The sequence below is a fragment of the Pseudomonas sp. 05N36 genome (assembly GCF_056397385.1).
In genome coordinates this window covers 116,003-138,253 of record NZ_JBFTNH010000008.1, presented here as the reverse complement: position 1 = coordinate 138,253, position 22,251 = coordinate 116,003, and the positions used below count along the sequence as shown (strand labels likewise).

Sequence of the window (22,251 nt, the reverse complement as noted above, 5' to 3'; positions counted from 1 at the left end):
TAGAGCCGAGCCCGCGCCGGTAGCAACTGCCGAGCCCGCGAGGCTGCGTTCGAGGCGGGCCGCGTTCGGACGCAGTCCTCGCCAATCCTGCGTACGTGGTTTGTCTGAAAGAACGCGCCGCCTGATTTCACGACTGCTTCGCAGCCGAACGCAGCCTCGCAAGCTCGGCAGCTGCTACGAAACGTGTGGCGGTTTAACTGACCACCAGGCTCTCGAACAACTCGTCGCCAGATGAAAAATTTGCAAACACAAGATTGATCTCGATCAGCTAACCCTCGCCGCACTCTCTCTACCCTTGTTCTTCCATCAAAGGCCAGGGACGGCTCAATGGGAGCCTCCGGCCGAGCATTCTCAGGGAAGAGTCATTCATGCGGTCATTGAAGATCATTTTGTTGTCATCGGCGTTCAACGGTTTGACCCAACGGGCCTGGCTGGACTTGCGCCAGTCAGGTCATGAGCCCAGCGTGGTGCTGTTCACTGACGAAGCCTCGGTGTGCCGACAGATCGAAGAATCGGCGGCCGATCTGGTGATCTGCCCGTTTCTCAAGGATCGTGTTCCGCAACAGCTCTGGAGCAACCCGGACCGACCGGTGGTGATCATTCACCCAGGCATCGTCGGCGACCGCGGCGCCAGTGCGCTCGACTGGGCCATCACCCAGCAGGTCAGCCGCTGGGGCGTCACGGCCTTGCAGGCGGTCGAAGAAGTGGACGCCGGGCCGATCTGGTCGACCTATGAATTCAACATGCCCGCCGACGTTCGCAAATCCGAGCTGTACAACGGCCCGGTGAGTGACGCCGCGATCTATTGCATTCGTGATGTGGTGGAAAAATTCGCCAGCGATTTCGTCCCGACACCCCTCGATTACACGCAACCGAACGTCATCGGGCGCCTGAAGCCGAACATGAAACAGGCCGACCGAACCTTCAGCTGGCACGATTGCACGCAGTTCATCAAACGCACCCTCGATGCCGCTGACGGCCAGCCCGGTGTGTTGGCAAGTCTGGCCGGCGGGCAGTATTACCTGTACGACGCCCACCTCGATTCACGTACCGGTACGCCGGGGGAAATTCTTGCCGTGCAGGACGATGCCGTGCTGGTCGCGACCGGCGATCGCAGCCTGTGGATCGGCTCGCTCAAGCGCAAGGCTCAGCCAGGAGAGGAAACCTTCAAGTTGCCGGCACGGCATGTGTTGGCCGGGCAACTCCATGCAATACCGGTACTGGACAGCTCGATCGCCAACCAACCGTTCAATGAGGCGACCTATCAACCGATTYGCTATCGGGAGTCGGGCCACGTCGGTGAACTGACCTTCGAGTTCTACAATGGCGCCATGAGCACCGAACAGTGCCAGCGGTTGGTTGCAGCGCTGCAGTGGGCCAAGGCCCGGGACACCCAGGTGCTGCTGATCAAGGGCGGTCGCGGAAGCTTTTCCAACGGTGTGCACCTCAATGTCATTCAGGCCGCCGAGGTGCCGGGGCTGGAAGCCTGGGCCAATATTCAGGCAATCAACGATGTCTGCCAGGAAATGTTGACGGCCCGGCAACTGGTGGTCAGCGGCCTGACCGGCGGTGCCGGAGCCGGCGGCGTGATGCTGGCGCTGGCCGCCGACATCGTTTTCGCCCGGGCGGGTATCGTGCTCAATCCGCATTACAAAACCATGGGCCTGTATGGCTCCGAATACTGGACCTACAGCCTGCCCCGCGCAGTGGGCAGCGAAATCGCGCACAAGCTGACCGAAGAATGCCTGCCGGTCAGCGCGTTTCAGGCCTGGCAGTTGGGGATGATTCAGGAGATTGGCCCGCGCTGCCCGCGCGAGTTCAGCCAATGGCTGTTGCAACAKGCCAAGGGCGCTTTGACCGATAAAAAGTACGCGGCATTTCGCGCACGCAAAACCAGCATGGACCTTCAGCAGATCGAACACTGTCGCGAGGCCGAGCTGGCACAGATGCAACTGGACATGGTGCACAACCGCCAGCAGTTCGCCGAGAAGTGCCGCAACTTCGTGTTCAAGCGCAAAACCTGCCAGACCCCGCAGCGCTTGATCGCGCCGTGGGCATTGGAGCGCGAGGCAACGCTGATCGCTTGATCGACAGGGCTTTGTAGCAGCTGCCGAAGGCTACGTTCGGTGCGGGCCGCGTTCGGACGTGGCCGTCGTGAAATCAGGCATTGCGGCTTTTCAGCTAAACCTTGCACATAGGGTTTACGACTGCTTCGCAGCCGGACGCAGGCTACGCCAGCTGCTACAGAAATTGCGTGACGTTCAGAGCAACAACGCCACCAGCGCGCTCCAGCCGGTTTGATGGCTGGCACCCAAGCCGCGGCCGGTTTCGCCGTGGAAATACTCGTGAAACAGCACCAGGTCGCAGCTCAACGGGTCGGCCTGGAGCTGCGCGTAGCCGACCATCGACGGTCGGCTACCGTTTTCATCCCGCAAGAACAGTCGGGTCAGACGCTGACTCAAACTGTCGGCTACCTGGGCAAGCGATGCCAGATAACCTGAACCGCTGGGGTATTCGACCGAAAAATTTTCACCGTAGTAGCGATGAAACTCACGCAACGACTCGATCAGCAGGTAATTGATCGGCATCCACAACGGCCCGCGCCAGTTGGAATTGCCACCGTACAACCGCGAACCGGATTCCGCCGGTTCATAGTCGGCACACAGTTTGTTGCCATTGATCTGCATGCCGAACGGATGCTCGGCAAAGGCTTTGGACAAGGAGCGAACGCCGAATTCGGAGAGAAATTCGGCCTCATCGAGCATGCGCTTGAGCAGGTTCTTGGTGCGCTCGCCACGCAACAGCGCGAGCAGTATCCGATTGCCTTTGCCAGGCTCGGTCCAGCGTGAAATCAGACTCGCCAGGTCCGGCCGATGATGCAGGAAGCCCAATAAACGCTCACGCAGCCCCGGCAACCCTTCGTGCTCGTGCTGTTCCAGCACCTGCACCGCAAACAGTGGCATCAAGCCAACGATGGAGCGCAGGCGCAGCGGTTCGTTGACGCCATCCGGGCGGTGCAGCACATCGTAGAAAAACTGATCCTGCTCATCCCACAACCCTTCAGCGGCATCGTCCACGCGGTTGATGGCGCCAGCGATATAGAGGAAGTGCTCGAAGAACTTCACCGCGATGTCGACATACACCGGATTGCGCTTGGCCAGTTCCAGGGCAATCCGCATCAAGTCCAGCGCATACGCCGCTACCCACGCCGTACCGTCGGCCTGATCCAGGTGAAAACCAGTTGGTAACGCGGCCGAACGGTCAAACAGCGCAATGTTGTCCAGCCCGAGAAACCCGCCCTGGAACAGGTTGCGACCTTCGGCATCCTTGCGGTTGACCCACCAGGAAAAATTCAGCAACAGCTTGTGGAAAATCCGCTCGAGAAAATCCATATCGCCGACGCCGGTCAAGGCCTTGTCACGCTGATACACCCGCCAACTGGCCCAGGCATGCACCGGCGGGTTGGCATCGTCGAAACGCCATTCGTAGGCCGGCAGTTGGCCGTTGGGGTGCATGAAGCGATCTTTGACCAACAGCAGCAGTTGATGCTTGGCAAAACCCGGATCGATCAGCGCATAAGCGACGGCCTGAAAGCCCAGGTCCCACGAGGCATACCACGGATATTCCCAGGTGTCGGGCATGGAAACGATGTCGGCGTTCGACAAATGCCGCCAGTGGGTATTGCGGATGTTCAACCGTCCGGGCGGTGGCGAGGGTTGTCCGGGGTCGCCGTCGAGCCAGCGATTGACGTCGAAGTAATACAACTGCTTGGACCAGAGCAACCCGGCCAGCGCCTGACGCTGAACGTTACGTGCGTCCGGGTCCGTCATCTGTGCTTGCAGCACCGCGTAATAATCATCGGCCTCCAAGCGGCGACGCTCGAACAGCGCCTTGGCGTTGACCTTGGGCGCGACGGTCGGCGCAAAGCGCAGGTAGATGCATTTGTGCGCGAGTCCGTCCAGTTCGAGAACGAAATGCGCCGCGACCCGAGTACCGGCGTCACGTCGAATCGCCCCCGCCACACCGTCGACCAGATAATCGTTGATGCCATCCTTGAACGGGCCATTGGCGGGCACGCCGTCGAGTTTCGGATGGTTGGTCTGGTTGTCGCAGAACAGCCACTCACAGCCCTCCTCGCCCCAGGCAGTGAGTTGCCGGTCCGCCAGCGTTGGGTGCTGCGCCAGGACCGAGTCGCCGGCCAGCGTCAGGCTGGGCATGTGCCGGTCACCGCCCCAACTCCAGGTGTTGCGCGCCCACACCTGGGGCAAGACCCGCAGACGCGCCGGCAGATCCGAACGGTTGTGCACGGTGACCCGCATCAACAGGTCGTCCGGGCTGTGCTTGGCGTATTCCACCGTTACGTCGAAATAGCGGTCGTCTTCAAACACCCCGGTATCTAGGATTTCGTACTCGGTATCGGAAAGGCCCCGACGGGCGTTCTCGGCCACCAGGTCGGCATAGGGAAACGCAGCCTGCGGGTATTTATAGAGCATGCGCATGTAGGCATGGCTCGGCACGCCGTCGACATAAAAATACAGCTCTTTGACGTCTTCGCCGTGATTGCCTTCGGCATTGTTCAGGCCAAACAGACGCTCCTTGAGAATCGGGTCGTGCTCGTTCCAAAGCCCCAACCCGATGCACCAGTGCTGGGCCCGGTCGCAGAACCCGGCCAGCCCGTCCTCGCCCCAACGATAGGCCCGGCTGCGCGCGTGCTCATGCGGGAAATAGGTCCAGGCATCGCCATCGGCGCTGTAGTCCTCGCGCACGGTGCCCCATTGCCGTTCACTCAAATACGGGCCCCATTCGCGCCAGCACTCGGCCTCATCGCCAACCAAACGCTGGCCTTCGACGGTGTCGAGAATGTTCGTGACCGACTGCGCTGTCATGGGAACGTCCGTTGTTGTCCGGGATGGTTTGCAGTGTAGAGCGAGGATTCGCCCCCGTGCATGCCGCTTCCTGCTCATTCAGTTCGAGTTCAGGCGCGCTTGCTCTACACTGCGGGGCTCTTCACCTCAGCGACTGCTTATGGACATCGATCTCGCCCGTACCTTTCTGGAAATCGTTCGCTGCGGCAGTCTTGCCGCCGCCGCCGATAAGCTGCACGTCACCCAGACCGCGATCACCGCTCGGGTACAGAAACTCGAAAGCCAGCTCGCCAGCACCTTGTTCGTGCGCAACCGTGCGGGTGCTCGCCTGACCGCGGATGGCGAGGCCTTTGTGGTGTACGCCAATCAGCTGGTACAGACATGGGAAGCGGCGCGCCGGGATTTGCCGTTGCCGGAAGGCTACCGCAATGTGCTGCACATCGGCGGCGAGGTCAGTTTGTGCAACCCGTTGATGCTCAGTTGGGCCCGCGAACTGCGTGAGAAGATCCCCAGTCACGCCTTGCGCACGGAAATCCGCGACGGCGAGAACCTGCTGCGCCAGCTGGAATTGGGCGTACTGGATGCCGCGCTGGTGTTTCAACCCGAGTACTGGCCACAGCTGCAAGTAGAGCAACTGCTGGAGGAGAAACTCATCCTGGTGCGCCTGCCATCCAGGCCCGAGCCTTACGTCTATATCGATTGGGGCAAGGCGTTCCGGCGCCAGCACGACGCGGCGCTGCCGGACAAGGCCAAAGCCGCGGTGAGCTTCAACCTCGGCCCGCTGGCGCTGCAATACATCCTGCAAAACGGTGGCACCGGTTATTTCCGTACGCGGGTGGTTCAGAGCTACCTCGACAGCGGCGTGCTGGAACGGGTGCCCAAAGCCCCGGAGTTCAGTTACCCGACCTTCCTGGTGTACTCGCGGGATCGCGATTCGGCGGTGCTGCAACAGGCGTTCGAGTTGTTGCGGGAACTGGTCAAGACCGACAGCGACTGGTCGCAGCGCTGGGATCCGTTGATCTAAGCAACATCCACACCCGTTCGGCGTGAATACCCACCCATTCCCGACATCCATTGGCTGAATAATTTTTCCGCGACTAGTCTTTTGTTCATAACAACGACAACAGGTGATCGCGGTGAGGCAAACCACGCAGGCGTTTCGTGCCCGTTACCGGGCCGATATTCATCGGCTCTATAACCCGTGGCTGCACGGCGGTTTTGTATTGGCCTTCGGTGCGCTGGGCATCACGCTGTTCTGGAGCACCGTGCACCAGGTGCAACCGCTGGAGTGGCTGGCGGTGCCACTGACGCTGTTGTTTTTCAATTTCGCGGTCTACGTGGTCCACCGCCACCTGGGCCATCACAAGAAGGCTTTTGCGCGGTTGTTCTATGCCCGGCACGCGGGCGATCACCACAATTTTTTCGCCCCCGGCTACATGACCTACGATACGGCGCGCGACTGGCGGGTGATTCTGTTTCCGGCGTGGCTGATTGTGCTGCACAGCCTGGCGATCACCCTGCCCGCCTGGTGGCTGCTCAAGCACCTCAATGGCAACGTCACCGGACTGTTCGCAGGCTGCATGATCCTTGGCTACCTGGCCTACGAGGTGTTTCACGCCTGCGAACATCTGCCGCCGAGCAATCCCGTCACCCGCCTGCCGTGGATTCGCCAGATGCGCCGCCTGCATGCACTGCATCACCGTCGCGAGCTGATGCAGGAGCGTAATTTCAACATCGTTTTCCCGCTGATGGACTACCTGTTCGGCACGTTGTATTGGGAAGCCGAACCCGATCATTCGCACCTTCAAACGAGGCGAGCGCCCATGACTCGCCTGCAACACCGGATCGATATCGCACGCGACCCGATCTCGGTGCTTGCCTACGCCAGCACCGCGACGCGCTGGCCTGAATGGCACCCGTCATCGCTGAAAGTCGACGGCGAGCCAGGACCGCTGCACGCCGGGTCACGTTTTGAAGAGGACATTCATGCGGGTGGACGAGCCGGGCATTTGAGCTGGGAGGTCGACGAGTATTTGCCGGGGCGGCGCTGGAGCGCTCGCGCTCAGGGTGATCGTGGGCTGGAGCTGCTGCTGACTTATGAATGCGCCAGCGAGGGTGGCGGCACGCGCTTCGTGCGTACATTGGAGTACCGCTTCAGCGGACGGCTGATGCGCCTGGCCAATCAACTGCTGCTCAAGCGGCGTATCGAACACGAATCGGCAGCCTCGATGCTGGCCTTGCGTGACATGGCACAACGGACGATCCCGGCCCAGGCAGGGGCAATCGCCTGATACGCAACACTCAACGTTGAATCAACGCTTGCAAGCGGGCAGCCAAACAAGGGGGCGACACGGCGCGCGCCCCCACGTTGGTCACGTTCTGACAGAACCGTTCAAACTCCGGGATATTTCGTCTTTGATTGAAAGGCGCTTTGCCTTGAGCTTCGTCACTTCGTCATCTGCCAGAGCCTGGGCTTCTGCCTTCAGGACCTGCTTGTCGATATCCGAATATTTGTCCAGCAGCGCGTTCAGGTGAGGATCATTGGCACGCTTTTGCTGAATGACTTCCTTTGAGCAGCTCAGGTCCTGATACAGGTCATGATTAACCGGCATGGAACACCTCCGTTTGTTGATCGGTGGCGAACGCCTTTGCGTGCGCTCGCCAGTTATCAGAATGGCCTCGCTCGGTGGTTGCTGTCGACTGTCAATCAGACCAGCGGTGCCCGTTGGTCGGACGTGTCGTTATCGTCACCGCACGGTGTCGGCGCCCTCACCCACCAGAATAGTCTCGTGCCCGCCGTTGTGTTGAGCACCGTGTGTCGGCAACCGGAATATCAGTCGGTGCCGTACTTCGGCGAACGCGGTCCGTACAGCAAGCCCGCCGGGTGTCCCGCCGACAGCAGTCGTGCGCTGGTGATACCGGCAATCGGGTGACCGGCGTCGGTGGAGCTGTTGATGACCTGCTTGACCGCTGCGGTGATCAGCGCACCCAACAATCCGCCTCCACTGTTGTTGTTGCCCTCTTCGCTCGACGCGCTGGCCGAGCCGGTCCACAAGGTCGTGCCCGTCTTGAGGTCCACCAGTTTCGCGCTGGCGGTCACCACGGTTGCACTGGAGATCACCATGTAGCGAGTGCCGTAGTCAGTCACGGTAATGTAGAGCGCAGCATCGGCACCGAAGATCTCTTGCAGTTTGTTGGCCGGCGCCTGGTGGATGTCCGCCGGCGTGGTCAGGCCGTTCTGGTGGAACGTCTCGTCGACCAGCGCGATCGGCAGCACGTAGTAACCGGCTTCAGCCAGCGGGTACGTAACCTGCGAGAGCATGCTGTAGGACGCCTTGACGTCCGGCGAGTTGTTCAGCGGCGGCAGCACCAGAATGGTTTTTGGACGGCTTTGTTTGTAAGCCGAGTAGTCCACGGTCTTGGGGCTGACGCAGCCGCCGAGAACGGCCAGGGCCAGCAAGCCGGCCATCAGTTTCAATGAGCGCGCGATCATTGGGCATCTCCGGTCTTGGCGTTTTTAAGCAGAAAATTCATGTACGGCGTCGACTCGGGAAACAGGGTCTTCTCGGTTCTGAACTGCTGCACCATCTGATCGTCCTTGCCCAGGCTCAGGTACAACAGCCCCAGGTGAGCGTGGTAGCCAGGCGGCGGTGTCTTGCCGGTGGACTTGATCTTTTGCAGGTCGCGCTCCAGCGCCTCGGCCTGAGCTTCCTTGGGCTCTTCGCCTTTGAAATACTCATAAACCTGTGGCTGGTAGCCTTCCCACTGGTAAAGGGTTTTCGGACTGTTGCATCCGGCCAGCAGGCCACTGACCAGCAACATCGACGCCATCGGCGCCCACGACATATAACGCTTGAACATGCTTGTACCGCTCCTTGTCATCGACCTTGATCAGTTGCCCGGTTTCCATGCACCGGAATTCATGCCGTCCACCAGGCGGTTGATCGCCTCGCGCATGGCCAGGTCGAGCACCTTGCCGTTGAGGGTCGAATCGTAGGCAGCGGTACCGCCGAAGCCGATGACTTCACGGTTGGACAAGGCGTATTCACCTGCGCCCTGAGTCGAATAAACGACTTCCGAAGTGCTGATATTGACGATATTCAAGTTGACCTTGGCGTACGCCACCTGGGTCTTGCCACGGCCAAGAATGCCGAACAGCTGGTGATCGCCGGTCTCTTTGCGACCGAACTCGGTAACGTCGCCGGTCACCACGAAATCAGCACCCTTGAGGCGCTGGGACTGCCCCTTGATCGCCGCTTCCTGCTGAATCTCGCCCATGTTGTCGCGGTCCAGCACGCTGAAACGGTTGGTCTGCTGCAAGTGAGTGATCAGGATGGTCTTGGCCTGACCGCCGAGGCGATCCACACCATCGGAAAAGATCCCGCGCATGTAGCTCGAACGGTTGTCGAATTTGCCGACAGCCATCGGCACTCGAACACCGACAAAGGCCTGGCTGGCGCTTTCGACTTTGGCTACCGGCAATGCGCGGGAGCTTTCGGTCGCACACCCGGCCATCGCGCCTAGTACGGCAATCGCTGCCCCTGATACCACCATTCGAGAGATCATTCTCACTGTGCATTCCTTCTGAAAAACGGTTTATCCCGGCATGACAGCGACCCGCCACTGCGGGTTGCGGTGGCGAAAAAGCGATGGGGATTCGAATCGATAAGCGACGTGCAGGACGTCGGCGGGCGGCATTATGCCAAAGTGCCACTATTGATGACAGTATTTATATTTTCTGGCGCCAATATCTTGAATGATCATGGCGACTAGTGAAAATCCCGGCTGTGCACGCTGATACCGTTGAGCAATGGGCTCAGGTCGCTCAAGCGTCCGGCGATCAGGTGCCGGACTTCGCCGACCTTCTCCCAGCGCCCGTCGATCTTGAGCAGTTGCGAGCCGATCAGGGCTTTGCGTTGACGCTCGGCGAGGTCGCGCCAGACCACGACGTTGATGTTGCCGAACTCGTCTTCAAGGGTCACGAAGGTCACGCCACTGGCCGTGCCCGGGCGTTGGCGGCCGGTGACCAGGCCGGCGACGCTGACGTTGCGCCCATGTTCGACCTCCAGCAATTCCCGCGAACTGCGGCAACGTCGGGCACGCAACTCATCGCGCAACAACGCCAGCGGATGCGGGCCGAGGGTCGTACCGACGCTGCTGTAGTCAGCTTGCAGGTCTTCGCTCACGGTCGGTTTGGGCAACACCACGCCAGGCTCTTCCTGGCTCGGCAACCCGGCGAACAACCCCAGTTGTTTCTGCACCCCCGCCACTTCCCAGCGCGCGCGATGACGATCACCGGCCAGCTTGCGCAACGCTCCGGCGTCGGCCAGTTGTTCTTGCGCACGAGCATCAAGCCGGGCGCGCTCGCCCAGGTCGGCAATGTCGATGAATTCACTCTGCAAACGGGCGGCTTCGATGCGGCGCGCATCGTCCTCGCGAAAGCCCTTGATCATGCGCAACCCCAGGCGAATCGCCGGTTGCTCACCGTCAGTCGGCTCGAGGCTGCAATCCCAATTGCTGGCGGTCACGTCCACCGGCCGGATCTGCAGCTGATGCCGGCGCGCGTCCTGGAGAATCTGGTCCGGGCTGTAGAAACCCATCGGCCAGCTGTTGATCAGCGCACAGGCAAACGCCGCCGGTTCATGGCATTTCAACCAGCAGCTGGCATAGGTCAGCAAGGCAAAACTGGCGGCGTGGGATTCGGGAAAACCGTAGCTGCCAAAACCCTTGATCTGCTCGAAGATCTGCGCGGCGAACTCCTCCGTGTAACCGTTTTTCAGCATGCCTTCGCGAAGACGCTTCTGGTGCGGTTCAAGGCCACCGTGGCGCTTCCAGGCCGCCATGGAGCGGCGCAACTGATCGGCCTCGCCGGGGCTGTAGTCGGCGGCCACAATCGCGATCTGCATGACCTGTTCCTGAAACAACGGCACGCCGAGGGTGCGTTTGAGCACGGCTTCCAATTGCACCGAGGGATAGGTTTCCGGCTCTTCCTTGTTACGTCGCCTCAGGTACGGGTGCACCATCCCACCCTGGATCGGCCCGGGACGAACGATGGCCACCTCGATCACCAGATCATAGAAATTCTGGGGTTTGAGCCGGGGCAACATCGACATCTGCGCCCGGGACTCGATCTGGAACACCCCGATGGTGTCGGCGCGGCTGATCATCTCGTAGGTTTGCGGGTCCTCGGACGGTATCGTTGCCAGGCTCAGGTCTCGCCCGCGGTGGTAGCGCAGCAAGTCGAAGCAGCGGCGAATGGCGCTGAGCATGCCGAGAGCAAGAATGTCGACCTTGAGCAGGCCGACCATGTCCAGGTCGTCCTTGTCCCACTGGATGATCGTGCGCTCGGCCATGGCTGCGTTTTCCACCGGCACCAGGCTGTCCAGCGGCTGCTCGGAAATCACGAAACCGCCCGGATGCTGGGACAGGTGCCGGGGGAAGCCGATCAACTGCCGGGTCAGGCTCAGCACCTGGCGCAACACCGGGCTGTCCGGGTCGAAGCCGCCTTCGCGCAGGCGCTCCAGCGGCGGTACATCGTCGCTCCAATGGCCGCAGCAATCGGCCAGCGCGTTGACCTGATCCGGCGGTAAACCAAGGGCCTTGGCCACGTCACGGATCGCACCGGCGCCGTGATAAGTGCTGACCACCGCCGTCAGCGCGGCCCGGGTCCGGCCATAGCGCTGGAACACATACTGCAAGACTTCTTCGCGGCGCTCGTGCTCGAAATCGACGTCGATATCCGGCGGCTCGTTGCGCTCTTTGGAGAGGAACCGCTCGAACAGCATACTCGTCCGGCTCGGGTCGATTTCGGTGATGCCCAAGGCGTAACACACCGCCGAGTTGGCGGCCGAGCCGCGCCCCTGGCACAGAATGCGCTGACTGCGGGCGAAGCTGACGATGTCTTCGACGGTGAGGAAGTAACTCTCGTAACCGAGCTCGGCGATCAGCTTCAGTTCCTTTTCGATCAGCGCCATGACCGTGCTGTCCGGCCCCTCAGGCCAACGCCGGCTCAGACCCTGTTCGGTCAATCGGCGTAGCCAGGAAGTCGGGGTCTGCCCTTCAGGCACCAGTTCACGCGGGTATTGGTAGCGCAACTGACCCAGATCGAAGGTGCAACGCCGGGCAATGACCAGCGTCTCTTCGAGCAACGACGCGGGATACAGCTCGCGCAACGCCTCAAGGCTGCGCAAGTGCCGTTCGCCATTGGGATGCAGGCGCTGCCCGGCGTCGGCGACCCGCACGTGCAGACGAATCGCCGTCATGGTGTCCTGCAGCGCACGCCGACCACGGGCATGCATGTGCACATCGCCGCTGGCCACCGCCGGAATCTGCAAGCGGGCAGCCAGGGCCTGAAAATCCGCCAGACGCCGGGCGTCGTTCTGCCCACAGTGCAGCTCGACCGCCAGCCACAGCCGCTCGCCGAAAATACTTTTTAGCCAGGTGCCGTGTTCCAGTTCGTCGACGGCATCTGGCACCCACAACGCCAACAGTCCGGGCAATGGTTCGCTGAAGTCTTCGCGCAGCACCCGGTACTGGCCCTTCTCCGTGCGACGCCGGGCATGGGTGATCAGCCGACACAAGGCCTGATAACCCTCAAGGTTCTCCACCAGCAGCACCAGCTTGGGGCCGTTCTCGATGCGCATTTCACTGCCGATGATCAACGGCAATTCCAGCGCCTTGGCCGCTTGCCAGGCGCGGACGATACCGGCCAGGGTGCACTCGTCGGTGATCGCCAGGGCCTGGTAACCCTGACGTTTGGCCCGTTCGAACAGCTCAAGGGCACTCGATGCCCCGCGCTGGAAACTGAAGTTCGACAGGCAGTGCAGTTCGGCGTAGTCGGCGCTCATGCGAACCAGCCTTGCAGCCACAGCGGCCCGGCCTCGCCCACCGCACGATAAGCCCAGGCCTTGGAGCCTGCGCGGGTTTCGATCAGGTAGTAATCGCGGCGCACGTCGGCGCCATCCCACCAACCGGACTCGATGCGCTCCGGCCCCATGAGGATGCGCGCCGTGCCTTCATTCACGGGCAATGGTTCGGTCAGCAACCAGCCGGGACGCTGTACATCAGGCAGCGCCGGACAGACCTGAAGCTGTGCATTCGGCAGCCAGGCACACTCCGGCCGGTGATCGGACTGAAAACCCAGGCCCTGTACCGCCTCATCCCCGAGCCGCGCACGCAAGCGCTCGCGCAGTTGCTCCCAGGGCAAGGACTGTTGCGGACGTTCGTCGAACAGCTCCCGGCGCTGCGGGACGAAACTTGGCAAATCCTGCGCCGACAGCCGAAAACCGCGCACCGGCGCTTCGACCTGCACCTGTTCCAGCCGACCGCGCGCGAGTTCGAAGAGCATCGCCGGGTCGCGCTCGGCGCTCAACAGGCCGACCTTGATCAGCGTGTCCGGCAACCCGGCATGCTCCAGGTGCAGGTCAAAGCGCTGCACGCCGCTGTCCCGGCCACAGAGGAACGCCGAAAGATCGCCGGTCAGCCGGCGCAAGGGGAAGAGCAATGCCTGATGGGATTGCACATCGAAATTCAGCTCGATCCGCACATCAAAACGGTCCGGCGGCAGATAAAACCCCAGGGCCAGCGGCCGTTCGCCCAACAAGGTGTCGAGGTGCTTGAGCACTTGCGCCTCGAAGCGTCGGGCCAGGGTTTGACGCGGCAGCGCCTGAACCTGGCCCAAGGTACGCAAGCCCATGCGCGACAGTGCGGTGGCGACCGTTTGCTCAAGTCCGATCCGGTCGACCGGCATCTGCCCGAGCAATTGCCGTAGAGCGTCATTGTCCGGCACCGCCAGACCGTCGTAGGCATTGGCCAGGACCCGTGCGGCCAGCGGGTTGGGCGCCGCGACCAGTCGATGGCGAAACCCCAGTGCCGTGAGCTCTGCGCGCAACCGCGCCTCGAACTGCGGCCAGGGCCCGAACAGCCCCAGGCTCGACTCGATTTCAAACAGCACCGCACGCGGGTAATGCACGCTGACCTGGGAGCTGAAACGGTAGGCCCAAGCGGCGAGAAACTGCTGCCAATGCTCGATTTCGGCCACATCATAATCGGCGCTGACAAAGGCCTTGCTCAAGGCCTGGGCAGCGGTCATCGACTGGCCCGGACGCAGCCCCAATGCCCGAGCCGGTGCATTGACCGCTTGCAACACCCGACGTTGCGCCGGACCGCTCAGCAGCACCAGCGGTTCGTCAGGATCGCTGCGCTGACGCAACACCGCGTCCAGCGCCAGTTGCGGGAAAAGGATACAGACCCAGCGCATGCCAACCTCACTGCCCGGTGGCGAAGGCAATCGGTGCCGAACGGGCCAGCCCGCCACGGCACTTGAGCACCCTTAACTGCGCAGGCCTCGAGTCGATGGCGATGCGCAGGGCCGCCGGCGAAGGGTTGATGGCGTCCTTGATCGAGCGATATGCAAACGCCAGGGTCTGCCCGGTTTCCGCCGCCACCTGCAAACGGCGCAAGGCGCGGTCATCCGCCTGCTGCGGCCAGCACAACACCGCCCCGCAACTGCCTGAGCGCAGGCATTGTTCTGCCGCCCACAATGCTTCGCGGTCACTGGCCTGGATGATCGACAACTGCCGCAAATCCACCCCGGCGTTCTGCCAGGCCTGGGGATACGGCACATACGGCGGCGCTACCAGCACCACTCGCTCACCGGCGGTCGTCAGCCGGGCCAAGGTTGGCCATACCAGTTGCAACTCGCCCACGCCCTGCCCGGCGACAAGGATTTCGCTCAGTGCCGCTTCCGGCCAGCCGCCGCTGGGCAAAGCCGCGTCCAGTGCCGCATGCCCGGTCGGTTGCGGGCTGACGCTCGGCGGCGCGGGCCGGCCTTTCCAGACCTGACCGCCATTGAACAGCGTATCCAGCGCAACGACGGCGCCCATCACCCTTGCCTCACCAGACCACAAAACACCCCTTCAATCGCCAGGTCCTGATCGGCGGTGACCACAATGGGGCTGTAGGCCGGGTTGCGCGGCAGCAACCGCACGCTGTCCCCTACCCGCTCAAAGCGCTTGATGGTGACTTCACCCTCAAGCCGCGCGACGACGATCTGGCCATTCCGCACCTCGGCACTGCGGTGTACGCCCACCAGATCACCGTCGAGGATACCGTCGCCAATCATCGAGTCGCCCTGAACCCGCAACAGGTAGTCCGGCGTACGCGAGAACATCGACGGATCCAGCCACAAGCGGCTGTGCACCTCGGCATCGACGCCCATCGGCGCACCGGCAGCCACCCGCCCGAGTACCGGGATGTCGAGCAACTCGGGGCGACGCGGCTGATTGAGCAAGCGAATACCGCGGGCCTGATGCGGATTGACCTCGATAAACCCGGCCTCGGTCAGCGCCACCACATGTTTGCGCGCCACGCTGCGAGAGGCAAAACCGAACGCCTCGCTGATTTCAGCGAGGCTCGGTGACTGACCTTGCTGCGCGATACGGTCGCGGATGAAGGTCAGAATGGCGGTACGGCGGGGAGTTAAAGTCGTCATGGAGTACATTTGTACTCCTCTCAGGTTTTCCTGACAATAACCGCCAGTCGTAACGCTTAGCCCAGACCGCGCTGGCGCAGAAAAGCCGAAATGAAATCGATGAAAGCCGCCACCTTGGCAGTGGCGCGACGGTGGCTGGGGTACACCGCCAGGATGTGCGAACCGAACGCGTCCGGATCAATCTCGTAGTCGGCCATCAACCGCACCAGCCGGCCATCCGCCAGATACGGCGCGGCACTCCACAGCGGCGCGTGCAGCAGCCCGCGCCCTGCCAGCGCAGCGGCCAACAACAAATCGTAATTGTCGCTTTTCAGGCGCGGCCGCGACGGCTGGGGCAAGCTGAGCCGTTGACCGTCGCGCTCGACCCACCAGAACTCACGGCTCAGGGCCGCATGGTGATAGAGCAGCCAGTGATGCTGATCGAGGGTCTGCGGCGTCACCGGAACCGGGTTGCGCGCCAGGTAATCGGGGCTGGCGCACAGGGCCAGGCGATTCTCACCGATGACTCGGGCGATCTGTCCGGGCAGGTCATCATGACCTTCACGCAATGCCAGGTCGTAGCCACTTTCGAGCAGATCGACGAACTCATCGCACAGGTCGATGTGCAAACTGATTTGCGGGTATTCATCGAGAAAACCTGCGCACGCCTCGTCGAGAAAGGTCCGACCGAAGGCCAGCGGCGCAGTGATTTTCAATGTGCCCTGCAAACCATGCTGCATCTGCAGGATCTCTTCGCCGACCTCTTGCAGGCGCTGCAACACCTGACGCGCGGTCTCCAGATAAAGCCGCCCGACCTCGGTCAACAACGTGCGCCGCGTGCTGCGTTCGAACAAACGCGCACCCAGTTCATCCTCCAGATGACTGACTGCTTTGGTCAGCGCCGATGGAGTTTTGCCCAGTTGCTGCGCGGCACGACTGAAACTGCCGTGCTCTGCGGTCGCGACAAACATTTTCAAGGCACTGAGCGTGTCCATGGTTTTTCCATTCAGGCAAAAGGGTTTTGCTGGTTTCAGGCGTTCTGCCCAGCGTGCCAAGCCACTAGTCTCGCTGCCAGACGAATAAAAACAAGGCACCCCACATGAATAGAGTTATCCCGACACTTCTGAGCTGCGCCGTGGCTTTTGCCTCGATGGAAGCCATGGCCGCCGCCGATCTGGTGTTGATCAACGGCAAGATCTTCACTGCCGATCACGCCCAACCCAAGGTCCAGGCCCTGGCCGTGCAGGACGGCAAAGTGTTGCAGGTCGGCAGCGACGCGCAGATCAAGGCATTGATCGAGCCCTCGACCCGGGTCATCGATCTGGCGGGTAAAACCCTGATGCCCGGCCTGATCGACAGCCATTCACACGCGATCTTCGGCGGCCTCGAACTGGCCTCGGCCAACATGGAAGATGAACAGGTCAGTCTCGATGAGTTGGAAAAACGTCTGCGCGGCTGGCGTGACGACGGCAAGGCAAAACACGGCGATGTGCTGAGTGTGGCCGGCATGAGTTCGACCTACTGGGCTCAAGCCGAAGCCTTTGCCCAGCGTTTCAACCAGGGTGAATGGGCGCAGGTGCCGATCGTGTTCATCGGCAGTGACCACCACACCGCCTGGGCCAACAACGTGATGCTCAAGCGGGCCGGGATCGATGCCGCGCTGATCAACACCCTGCCCGCCGCCGAGCGCGACACCATTGGCCGCCTGGCGAATGGCGCGCCCAACGGTTTTCTGGTGGATGCGGGTTGGGACCGGGTCGCTTCGGTCATGCCCAAAGCGAGTCCGGCGGACCTGTTGCGTGCAGCCCAGGCTGCGCTGCGGTTCAACAACAGTCTGGGCATCACTGCCTGGATGGACCCGGCCGCCAACGCCGCGCCGGGAGAACCGGTGTTCGCCCTCAAGCCCACGGAGAAAACCGTCGGCGTCCTGCCGGTGTACAAGGCGCTGTCTGAAACCGGGGCCATGAGCGCGCACGTCGCCGCGCTGCTGGTGGCCAACCCGCGAAGCCGCCCGGCTGACCTCGACACATTGGACTCGGTGCGCAAGCAGTTCCAGGGCATCCCGAATCTGAGCCTGCCCGGCATCAAGATTTTCGCCGACGGCGTACTGGAATTTCCGGCGCAGAGCGCGGCGCTGATCGATCCCTACAACAACTCGCACAAACAGGGCGAGCTGCTGATCGATCCGGCGCATTTCGGTGAGTTGGTCAGTGCCGCCGACCAACGCGGCTGGTTGGTGCACGTTCACGCCATTGGCGACCGTGCAGTGCGTGAGTCATTGAACGGCATCGAGCAGGCACGCAAGGATCGACAAAGCGGTGTGCCCCACTCGATCACTCACCTGCAACTGATCAACCCCAAGGAGTTTGCGCGCTTCAAGCCACTCAATGTGATCGCCTCGATGCAACTGCTCTGGGCCTCGGCTGACGAGTACACCCTGGACATGATCAAGCCGTACGTCAGCGCACTCGCCTTCCGCTATCAGTACCCGGCGCACTCGTTGCTCAAGCAAGGCGCAACGATTGCCGGTGCGAGTGACTGGCCGGTGTCATCGCCGAACCCGTTCAATGCGATGGCCCAGGCCATCACCCGCGTCGGGCCCAAAGGCGTATTGAACGCCGCCGAGGGCATCGACCGCGAGACGATGTTCTACGCCTACACCGTCAATGCCGCCCGCACCATTGGCCTGGAACAAAAGATCGGCTCGCTTGAGCCCGGCAAGCAGGCGGACTTCATTATCGTCGACCGCGATGTGTTCAAGGTCGATGAAAAAGCCCTGCACGACACTCGGGTACTGAGCACCTGGTTCGCCGGCCGCGAAGTCTATGCCCCCGCCACACAGTAAAAAGCGACTAGCGCCCCCCCCGATCCATAGGAGCAAGCCTTGCCCGCGATGGCGGTATGTCTGATACACCGCGATATCGTTCATCGCGAGCAAGCTTTGCTCCTACGGGATCTGCGTTAGTCTTCAGCCGATGTTCAGCGCACGCAAATCCAGCTGACCATTCTTGAGCGGCGGGCACCAGTAGTAACCACCGGTGATCGGCCGGCTCATGCGGTACAGACCGTCAACGACGCCGTCTTCCAGGCCACTCATGCGGCGCAGTTGGGCTTCGAAGGCGTTGAAGGAATGACCGAAGGCCAGGAACATCAGGCCGGCACGATCACCTTCGATCCACGGCATCGAACGGCGCACGATGAAGGCTTCGGGAGTGAAGCTTTCCTGGGCCGTGCGTTTGACGTGTGCGGAGATCGGCGCGTCGTCGAGTTCTTCGTTGTCGCTCTTGCGGCGACCAATGATGTTGTCCTGCTCATGGGACGGCATCGCATTAAAACCGGTCAGGTCGTGCTGCCACTGCTGGATCGCAGCGAAGCTGCCACCCACCGGACTGTCCTCACCCTCGGCCACCAGCGCTGCGGCAACGGCGGCTTCGTCGTGGGGGTTTTCGGTGCCGTCTTCATAGCCTGTCAGGTCGTGGCCACTCATATGACGGAAGGCTTCGTTCATCTGCACCAGGCGCAAGGCTGGAGCCAGCGCGACTTCAAGGGCGCGACTGCGGTTAAGCAACTCGCCGCGATCCTCACCGTGCAACCAGCACCACAGTGCGTGCTGGGTCGAAGGGTTATCGACGCCAACGCCGATCATCGCCGGGAACGGTCGCAGCCCCGCTACTTTCACGTCCAGTGCATTGACCAGCGACTTGCCAAAACCAACCACTGCCGACTTGCCGTCCACCAGTTTCATCAGGTTGTCGAGCGCAGCCGGCAGAGCTTCGGCGGATTCGAGAGCGAAAAACAAATGACGTGCCTGAGGCGGAACGGGGGTGGCAAGGATGCCCGGCTGGTAGTAACTCATGAGAACTCCTCTGGAAAGGCATGAAGTTTACCCGGCACACGGCAGTTTGTGTGCGTTGAAAGGCGCAAGAGCGGTGCAGACACGAAACTGTGCTGATGTCGCTCAAATCCTCCGTAGCAGTTGCCGAAGCAATCTGATAAAACGATTCAGCAATGCTAATCATGGCGCACATCCTATGCCGAGCCAAAAGCGGCATCAGAATGATGTGTAGCCATCGCCGTCATTCCAGAAAAAGACACGGCTCACAGGTCTTGACCTCGCGGCAGTGTCTGGCGATAAAAACCTTATCCGCATCACCCAATCCAGACGGGGTAGCGACATGAGCACAGCAAACATCCTTGGCAACCTGTTCCCGACCGCCCGCGACATCCCGGAGCAATACCGTCTCGACGGGCAGACCGAGCAACGCGAATACCTCGTCGATGGCGTCCTGAAAATCTGGAACGGCCCTCTGGCCATCGTCCGCAGCCCGGTCTACCTGACCGGCGAAAATGGCGATGAACAAGTCATTCTCGGCAGCACCCCACTGCTCGACGCCGACACTGCATTAACCGCCCTCGACGCTGCCGTCCGTGCCTATGATCGTGGCCAGGGCAACTGGCCAACGATGCGGGTGGCCGAGCGGATTCAGCATGTCGAAGCATTCCTCGCCCGCATGCGTGAACAGCGTGAGGCGGTGGTCAAGTTGCTGATGTGGGAGATCGGCAAGAACCTCAAGGATTCGGAAAAAGAGTTCGACCGCACCTGTGACTACATCGTCGACACCATCAACGCCCTGAAGGAACTTGATCGTCGTTCCAGCCGATTTGAACTGGAACAGGACACGCTCGGCCAGATCCGCCGCGTACCGCTCGGCGTCGCCCTGTGCATGGGGCCTTACAACTACCCGCTGAACGAGACCTTCACCACGCTGATTCCGGCGCTGATCATGGGCAACACCGTGGTGTTCAAACCGGCCAAGCTCGGCGTCCTGCTGATTCGCCCGTTGCTGGAAGCGTTCCGCGACAGCTTCCCGGCCGGGGTGATCAACGTGATCTACGGCAGCGGCCGCGAGACTGTCAGCGCGCTGATGGCCAGCGGCAAGATCGACATCTTTGCCTTCATCGGCACCAACAAGGCCGCCAGCGACCTGAAGAAGCTTCACCCGAAACCGCACCGCTTGCGCGCAGCGTTAGGGCTGGACGCGAAGAACCCCGGCATCGTGCTGCCCGAGGTGGATCTGGACAATGCGGTCAACGAAGCCGTTACCGGCTCGCTGTCGTTCAATGGCCAGCGCTGCACTGCACTGAAAATCCTCTTCGTGCACGAGCAAGTGGTCGACCGTTTCATCGAGAAATTCAACCACAAGCTGGCCTCGCTCAAACCCGGTATGCCGTGGGAAAGCGGTGTGTCTCTGACGCCGCTGCCGGAGTCGGGCAAGGTCGATTACCTGCATGGGCTGATGGACGATGCCGTGAGAAAAGGCGCCAACGTGGTGAACGAGAATGGCGGCCAGGCACGCGGTTCGTTCTTCTATCCGGCGGTGCTGTACCCGGTGACCACCGACATGCGCGTCTATCACGAAGAGCAGTTCGGCCCGGTGGTGCCTATCGTGCCTTATCGTGACCTGGACACGGTGATCGACTACGTCCTCGAGTCGGACTTCGGACAGCAATTGAGCCTGTTCGGCACCAACCCCGCCGAGGTTGGACGGTTGGTGGATATCTTTGCCAATCAGGTCGGGCGGATCAACATCAACGCCCAGTGCCAGCGCGGTCCGGACACCTTCCCGTTCAACGGGCGAAAGAATTCGGCCGAAGGCACGCTGTCGGTGCACGATGCGTTGCGGACTTTCTCGATCCGCACGCTGGTGGCGACCAAGTTCCAGGAGAGCAACAAGGAGCTGATCAGCGACATCATCCGCGGACGGGAGTCGAGTTTCCTGACCACCGACTATATTTTCTAGAACGCACACCGAGGACACTCTGCAAACCCGATGACAGCCCTTCGATCATCCCGATTGCCTCCGTTGCTGCGCCGGCTGCTGCGTCCGCTTCTGGACCCGTACCGGCGCTATCGCAACGCCAAACTGATCCACGCCGTTCGGGTTTCGCTGGGGCTGTTGGCGACGATTCTGCTGACCACCGGGATCCACCTGCCCCATGGTGAATGGGCGTCGGTAACCATGTTGGTGGTCATCGGTGGTTTGCAGCACCACGGCAATATCGGCAAGAAAGCCGCCGAGCGCGCGTATGGCACGCTGATCGGTGCTGGCGTGGGTTTGCTGCTGGTGGCGCAGCAGGCGTGGCTCGGCATGCCGTGGCTGACTTACTTCGGTATGTCGGTGGTCTGCGGGTTCTTCTCCTACCACGCGATTGGCAAGGGTGGTTACACCGCGCTGTTGTCGGCGATCACCGTGTTCATCGTCGCCGGACACGGCGACAACCCGGTGACCGACGGGCTCTGGCGCACAGTCGATATCCTCATCGGGATCGTCCTGGCCCTGGCCTTTTCCTTCGCACTGCCGCTGTACGCGGTCTACTCCTGGCGCTACAAACTCGCCAGTGCCTTGCGCGATTGCGCGAGCATTTACAGCCGGATCATCAGTGGCCAATCGGTCACCGATGACCACTACCTGAAGATGCTCAGCCGTCTCAACGGGATGATGGTGCAACTGCGCTCGTTGATGCCGTCGGTGTCCAAGGAAGTGCGAATGTCCATGACTGAACTCGACGCGCTCCAGCGCAATTTGCGGATGTGCATCAGCACTCTGGAAATTCTCGCCAACACCCGCCCCGAAGCCAGCGACAAACAGGCCATGGCACAAATGCAACTGGCGCTGAAAGCCGAGCACCAGCAGGTTCGCATGTTACTGATTGGCATGGCCCGGGCGCTGCAATCCGGTACGACACAACGCCTGGAGCGCGCGACCGATGAAGCCGCACCGCAGGCCGCCATGGGGACCCCGGTCTACAGCGCGCTCGACGGTTACCGATTACTGACCCGGCAACTGACCGCCAACCTGAATGACATGCGCCAGCGCTTGGTGAAGACTGCGCCGCGCTGGAAAATCTGAGCGT

Annotated in this window: 17 protein-coding genes; 6 read left to right on the top strand and 11 right to left on the bottom strand. The window is 61.5% G+C overall.

What is annotated here, in order from left to right; translation table 11 throughout:
- Positions 1-368: 368 nt before the first annotated feature.
- Positions 369-2,087, top strand: a complete 1,719-nt coding sequence (locus AC1DIH_RS13265; protein ID WP_477772002.1) for a hydrogenase maturation protein — start codon at positions 369-371, stop codon at positions 2,085-2,087.
- A 174-nt stretch (positions 2,088-2,261) separates the two neighbouring features.
- Here AC1DIH_RS13265 and AC1DIH_RS13260 read toward each other — a convergent pair whose 3' ends face one another.
- Positions 2,262-4,886: an MGH1-like glycoside hydrolase domain-containing protein gene (locus tag AC1DIH_RS13260; protein ID WP_477772001.1), complete on the bottom strand. Its 2,625-nt coding sequence runs from the start codon at positions 4,884-4,886 to the stop codon at positions 2,262-2,264.
- Positions 4,887-5,025: 139 nt separating this feature from the next.
- On the opposite strand from AC1DIH_RS13260, the gene AC1DIH_RS13255 reads away from it, so the two are divergent.
- Both AC1DIH_RS13255 and AC1DIH_RS13250 read left to right on the top strand, forming a co-directional pair.
- Positions 5,026-5,889: a LysR family transcriptional regulator gene (locus AC1DIH_RS13255; RefSeq protein ID WP_477772000.1), complete on the top strand. Its 864-nt coding sequence runs from the start codon at positions 5,026-5,028 to the stop codon at positions 5,887-5,889.
- 112 nt (positions 5,890-6,001) lie between these two features.
- Positions 6,002-7,156: a sterol desaturase/SRPBCC family protein gene (locus tag AC1DIH_RS13250; protein ID WP_477771999.1), complete on the top strand. Its 1,155-nt coding sequence runs from the start codon at positions 6,002-6,004 to the stop codon at positions 7,154-7,156.
- Between the two features lie 81 nt (positions 7,157-7,237).
- Here the strand turns inward: AC1DIH_RS13250 and AC1DIH_RS13245 are convergent, their stop codons facing one another.
- The 9 genes from AC1DIH_RS13245 to AC1DIH_RS13205 form a co-directional block, all read right to left on the bottom strand.
- On the bottom strand, positions 7,238-7,477 hold the full coding sequence (locus tag AC1DIH_RS13245) for an HP1242/YdcH family protein (protein WP_216742265.1): 240 nt from the start codon (positions 7,475-7,477) through the stop codon (positions 7,238-7,240).
- 221 nt (positions 7,478-7,698) lie between these two features.
- A complete protein-coding gene (locus tag AC1DIH_RS13240) occupies positions 7,699-8,358 on the bottom strand; it encodes a DUF799 domain-containing protein (RefSeq protein WP_427545703.1) in 660 nt (219 codons plus the stop codon).
- Positions 8,355-8,711, bottom strand: a complete 357-nt coding sequence (locus AC1DIH_RS13235) for a DUF4810 domain-containing protein (protein WP_371917649.1) — start codon at positions 8,709-8,711, stop codon at positions 8,355-8,357. Before AC1DIH_RS13235 ends, AC1DIH_RS13240 begins: the two co-directional genes overlap by 4 nt.
- A gap of 45 nt (positions 8,712-8,756) precedes the next feature.
- On the bottom strand, positions 8,757-9,431 hold the full coding sequence (locus AC1DIH_RS13230) for a CsgG/HfaB family protein (RefSeq protein WP_162491272.1): 675 nt from the start codon (positions 9,429-9,431) through the stop codon (positions 8,757-8,759).
- Between the two features lie 203 nt (positions 9,432-9,634).
- Entirely contained in the window at positions 9,635-12,733 is a 3,099-nt protein-coding gene (locus AC1DIH_RS13225; protein WP_477771998.1) for an error-prone DNA polymerase, read from the bottom strand.
- Entirely contained in the window at positions 12,709-14,124 is a 1,416-nt protein-coding gene (locus tag AC1DIH_RS13220; protein ID WP_477771997.1) for a Y-family DNA polymerase, read from the bottom strand. The genes AC1DIH_RS13225 and AC1DIH_RS13220 overlap by 25 nt, the downstream gene beginning before the upstream one ends.
- 7 nt (positions 14,125-14,131) lie before the next feature.
- Positions 14,132-14,749: a translesion DNA synthesis-associated protein ImuA gene (imuA, locus tag AC1DIH_RS13215; RefSeq protein WP_477771996.1), complete on the bottom strand. Its 618-nt coding sequence runs from the start codon at positions 14,747-14,749 to the stop codon at positions 14,132-14,134.
- Positions 14,749-15,366 (bottom strand): transcriptional repressor LexA, encoded by a 618-nt coding sequence (gene lexA / locus AC1DIH_RS13210; RefSeq protein WP_477771995.1) that lies wholly within the window; start codon positions 15,364-15,366, stop codon positions 14,749-14,751. The genes imuA and lexA overlap by 1 nt, the downstream gene beginning before the upstream one ends.
- 47 nt (positions 15,367-15,413) lie before the next feature.
- Positions 15,414-16,331: a LysR family transcriptional regulator gene (locus tag AC1DIH_RS13205; RefSeq protein ID WP_477771994.1), complete on the bottom strand. Its 918-nt coding sequence runs from the start codon at positions 16,329-16,331 to the stop codon at positions 15,414-15,416.
- 104 nt (positions 16,332-16,435) lie between these two features.
- On the opposite strand from AC1DIH_RS13205, the gene AC1DIH_RS13200 reads away from it, so the two are divergent.
- Positions 16,436-18,181 carry an amidohydrolase gene (locus tag AC1DIH_RS13200; protein ID WP_477771993.1) on the top strand — a complete coding sequence of 582 codons (1,746 nt, stop codon included), beginning with the start codon at positions 16,436-16,438 and terminating at the stop codon, positions 18,179-18,181.
- 123 nt (positions 18,182-18,304) lie between these two features.
- Here AC1DIH_RS13200 and AC1DIH_RS13195 read toward each other — a convergent pair whose 3' ends face one another.
- On the bottom strand, positions 18,305-19,192 hold the full coding sequence (locus AC1DIH_RS13195; RefSeq protein ID WP_477771992.1) for a Dyp-type peroxidase: 888 nt from the start codon (positions 19,190-19,192) through the stop codon (positions 18,305-18,307).
- Positions 19,193-19,511: 319 nt separating this feature from the next.
- On the opposite strand from AC1DIH_RS13195, the gene AC1DIH_RS13190 reads away from it, so the two are divergent.
- Together AC1DIH_RS13190 and AC1DIH_RS13185 are read left to right on the top strand one after the other, a co-directional pair.
- Positions 19,512-21,137, top strand: coding sequence for an NADP-dependent glyceraldehyde-3-phosphate dehydrogenase (locus tag AC1DIH_RS13190; protein ID WP_427545677.1), 1,626 nt, complete (start codon positions 19,512-19,514; stop codon positions 21,135-21,137).
- A 30-nt stretch (positions 21,138-21,167) separates the two neighbouring features.
- Positions 21,168-22,247, top strand: coding sequence for an FUSC family protein (locus tag AC1DIH_RS13185; protein WP_477771991.1), 1,080 nt, complete (start codon positions 21,168-21,170; stop codon positions 22,245-22,247).
- Positions 22,248-22,251: the final 4 nt, after the last annotated feature.

What these genes read in the sequence shown, in the direction of transcription:
- AC1DIH_RS13260 (WP_477772001.1), bottom strand. Translation starts at nt 4,886, where the DNA reads ATGACAGCGCAGTCGGTCACGAACATTCTCGACACCGTCGAAGGCCAG.
- AC1DIH_RS13255 (WP_477772000.1), top strand. Translation starts at nt 5,026, where the DNA reads ATGGACATCGATCTCGCCCGTACCTTTCTGGAAATCGTTCGCTGCGGC.
- AC1DIH_RS13205 (WP_477771994.1), bottom strand. Translation starts at nt 16,331, where the DNA reads ATGGACACGCTCAGTGCCTTGAAAATGTTTGTCGCGACCGCAGAGCAC.
- AC1DIH_RS13240 (WP_427545703.1), bottom strand. Translation starts at nt 8,358, where the DNA reads ATGATCGCGCGCTCATTGAAACTGATGGCCGGCTTGCTGGCCCTGGCC.
- AC1DIH_RS13235 (WP_371917649.1), bottom strand. Translation starts at nt 8,711, where the DNA reads ATGTCGTGGGCGCCGATGGCGTCGATGTTGCTGGTCAGTGGCCTGCTG.
- AC1DIH_RS13185 (WP_477771991.1), top strand. Translation starts at nt 21,168, where the DNA reads ATGACAGCCCTTCGATCATCCCGATTGCCTCCGTTGCTGCGCCGGCTG.
- AC1DIH_RS13245 (WP_216742265.1), bottom strand. Translation starts at nt 7,477, where the DNA reads ATGCCGGTTAATCATGACCTGTATCAGGACCTGAGCTGCTCAAAGGAA.
- AC1DIH_RS13190 (WP_427545677.1), top strand. Translation starts at nt 19,512, where the DNA reads ATGAGCACAGCAAACATCCTTGGCAACCTGTTCCCGACCGCCCGCGAC.
- lexA (WP_477771995.1), bottom strand. Translation starts at nt 15,366, where the DNA reads ATGTACTCCATGACGACTTTAACTCCCCGCCGTACCGCCATTCTGACC.
- imuA (WP_477771996.1), bottom strand. Translation starts at nt 14,749, where the DNA reads ATGGGCGCCGTCGTTGCGCTGGATACGCTGTTCAATGGCGGTCAGGTC.
- AC1DIH_RS13195 (WP_477771992.1), bottom strand. Translation starts at nt 19,192, where the DNA reads ATGAGTTACTACCAGCCGGGCATCCTTGCCACCCCCGTTCCGCCTCAG.
- AC1DIH_RS13220 (WP_477771997.1), bottom strand. Translation starts at nt 14,124, where the DNA reads ATGCGCTGGGTCTGTATCCTTTTCCCGCAACTGGCGCTGGACGCGGTG.
- AC1DIH_RS13230 (WP_162491272.1), bottom strand. Translation starts at nt 9,431, where the DNA reads ATGATCTCTCGAATGGTGGTATCAGGGGCAGCGATTGCCGTACTAGGC.
- AC1DIH_RS13200 (WP_477771993.1), top strand. Translation starts at nt 16,436, where the DNA reads ATGAATAGAGTTATCCCGACACTTCTGAGCTGCGCCGTGGCTTTTGCC.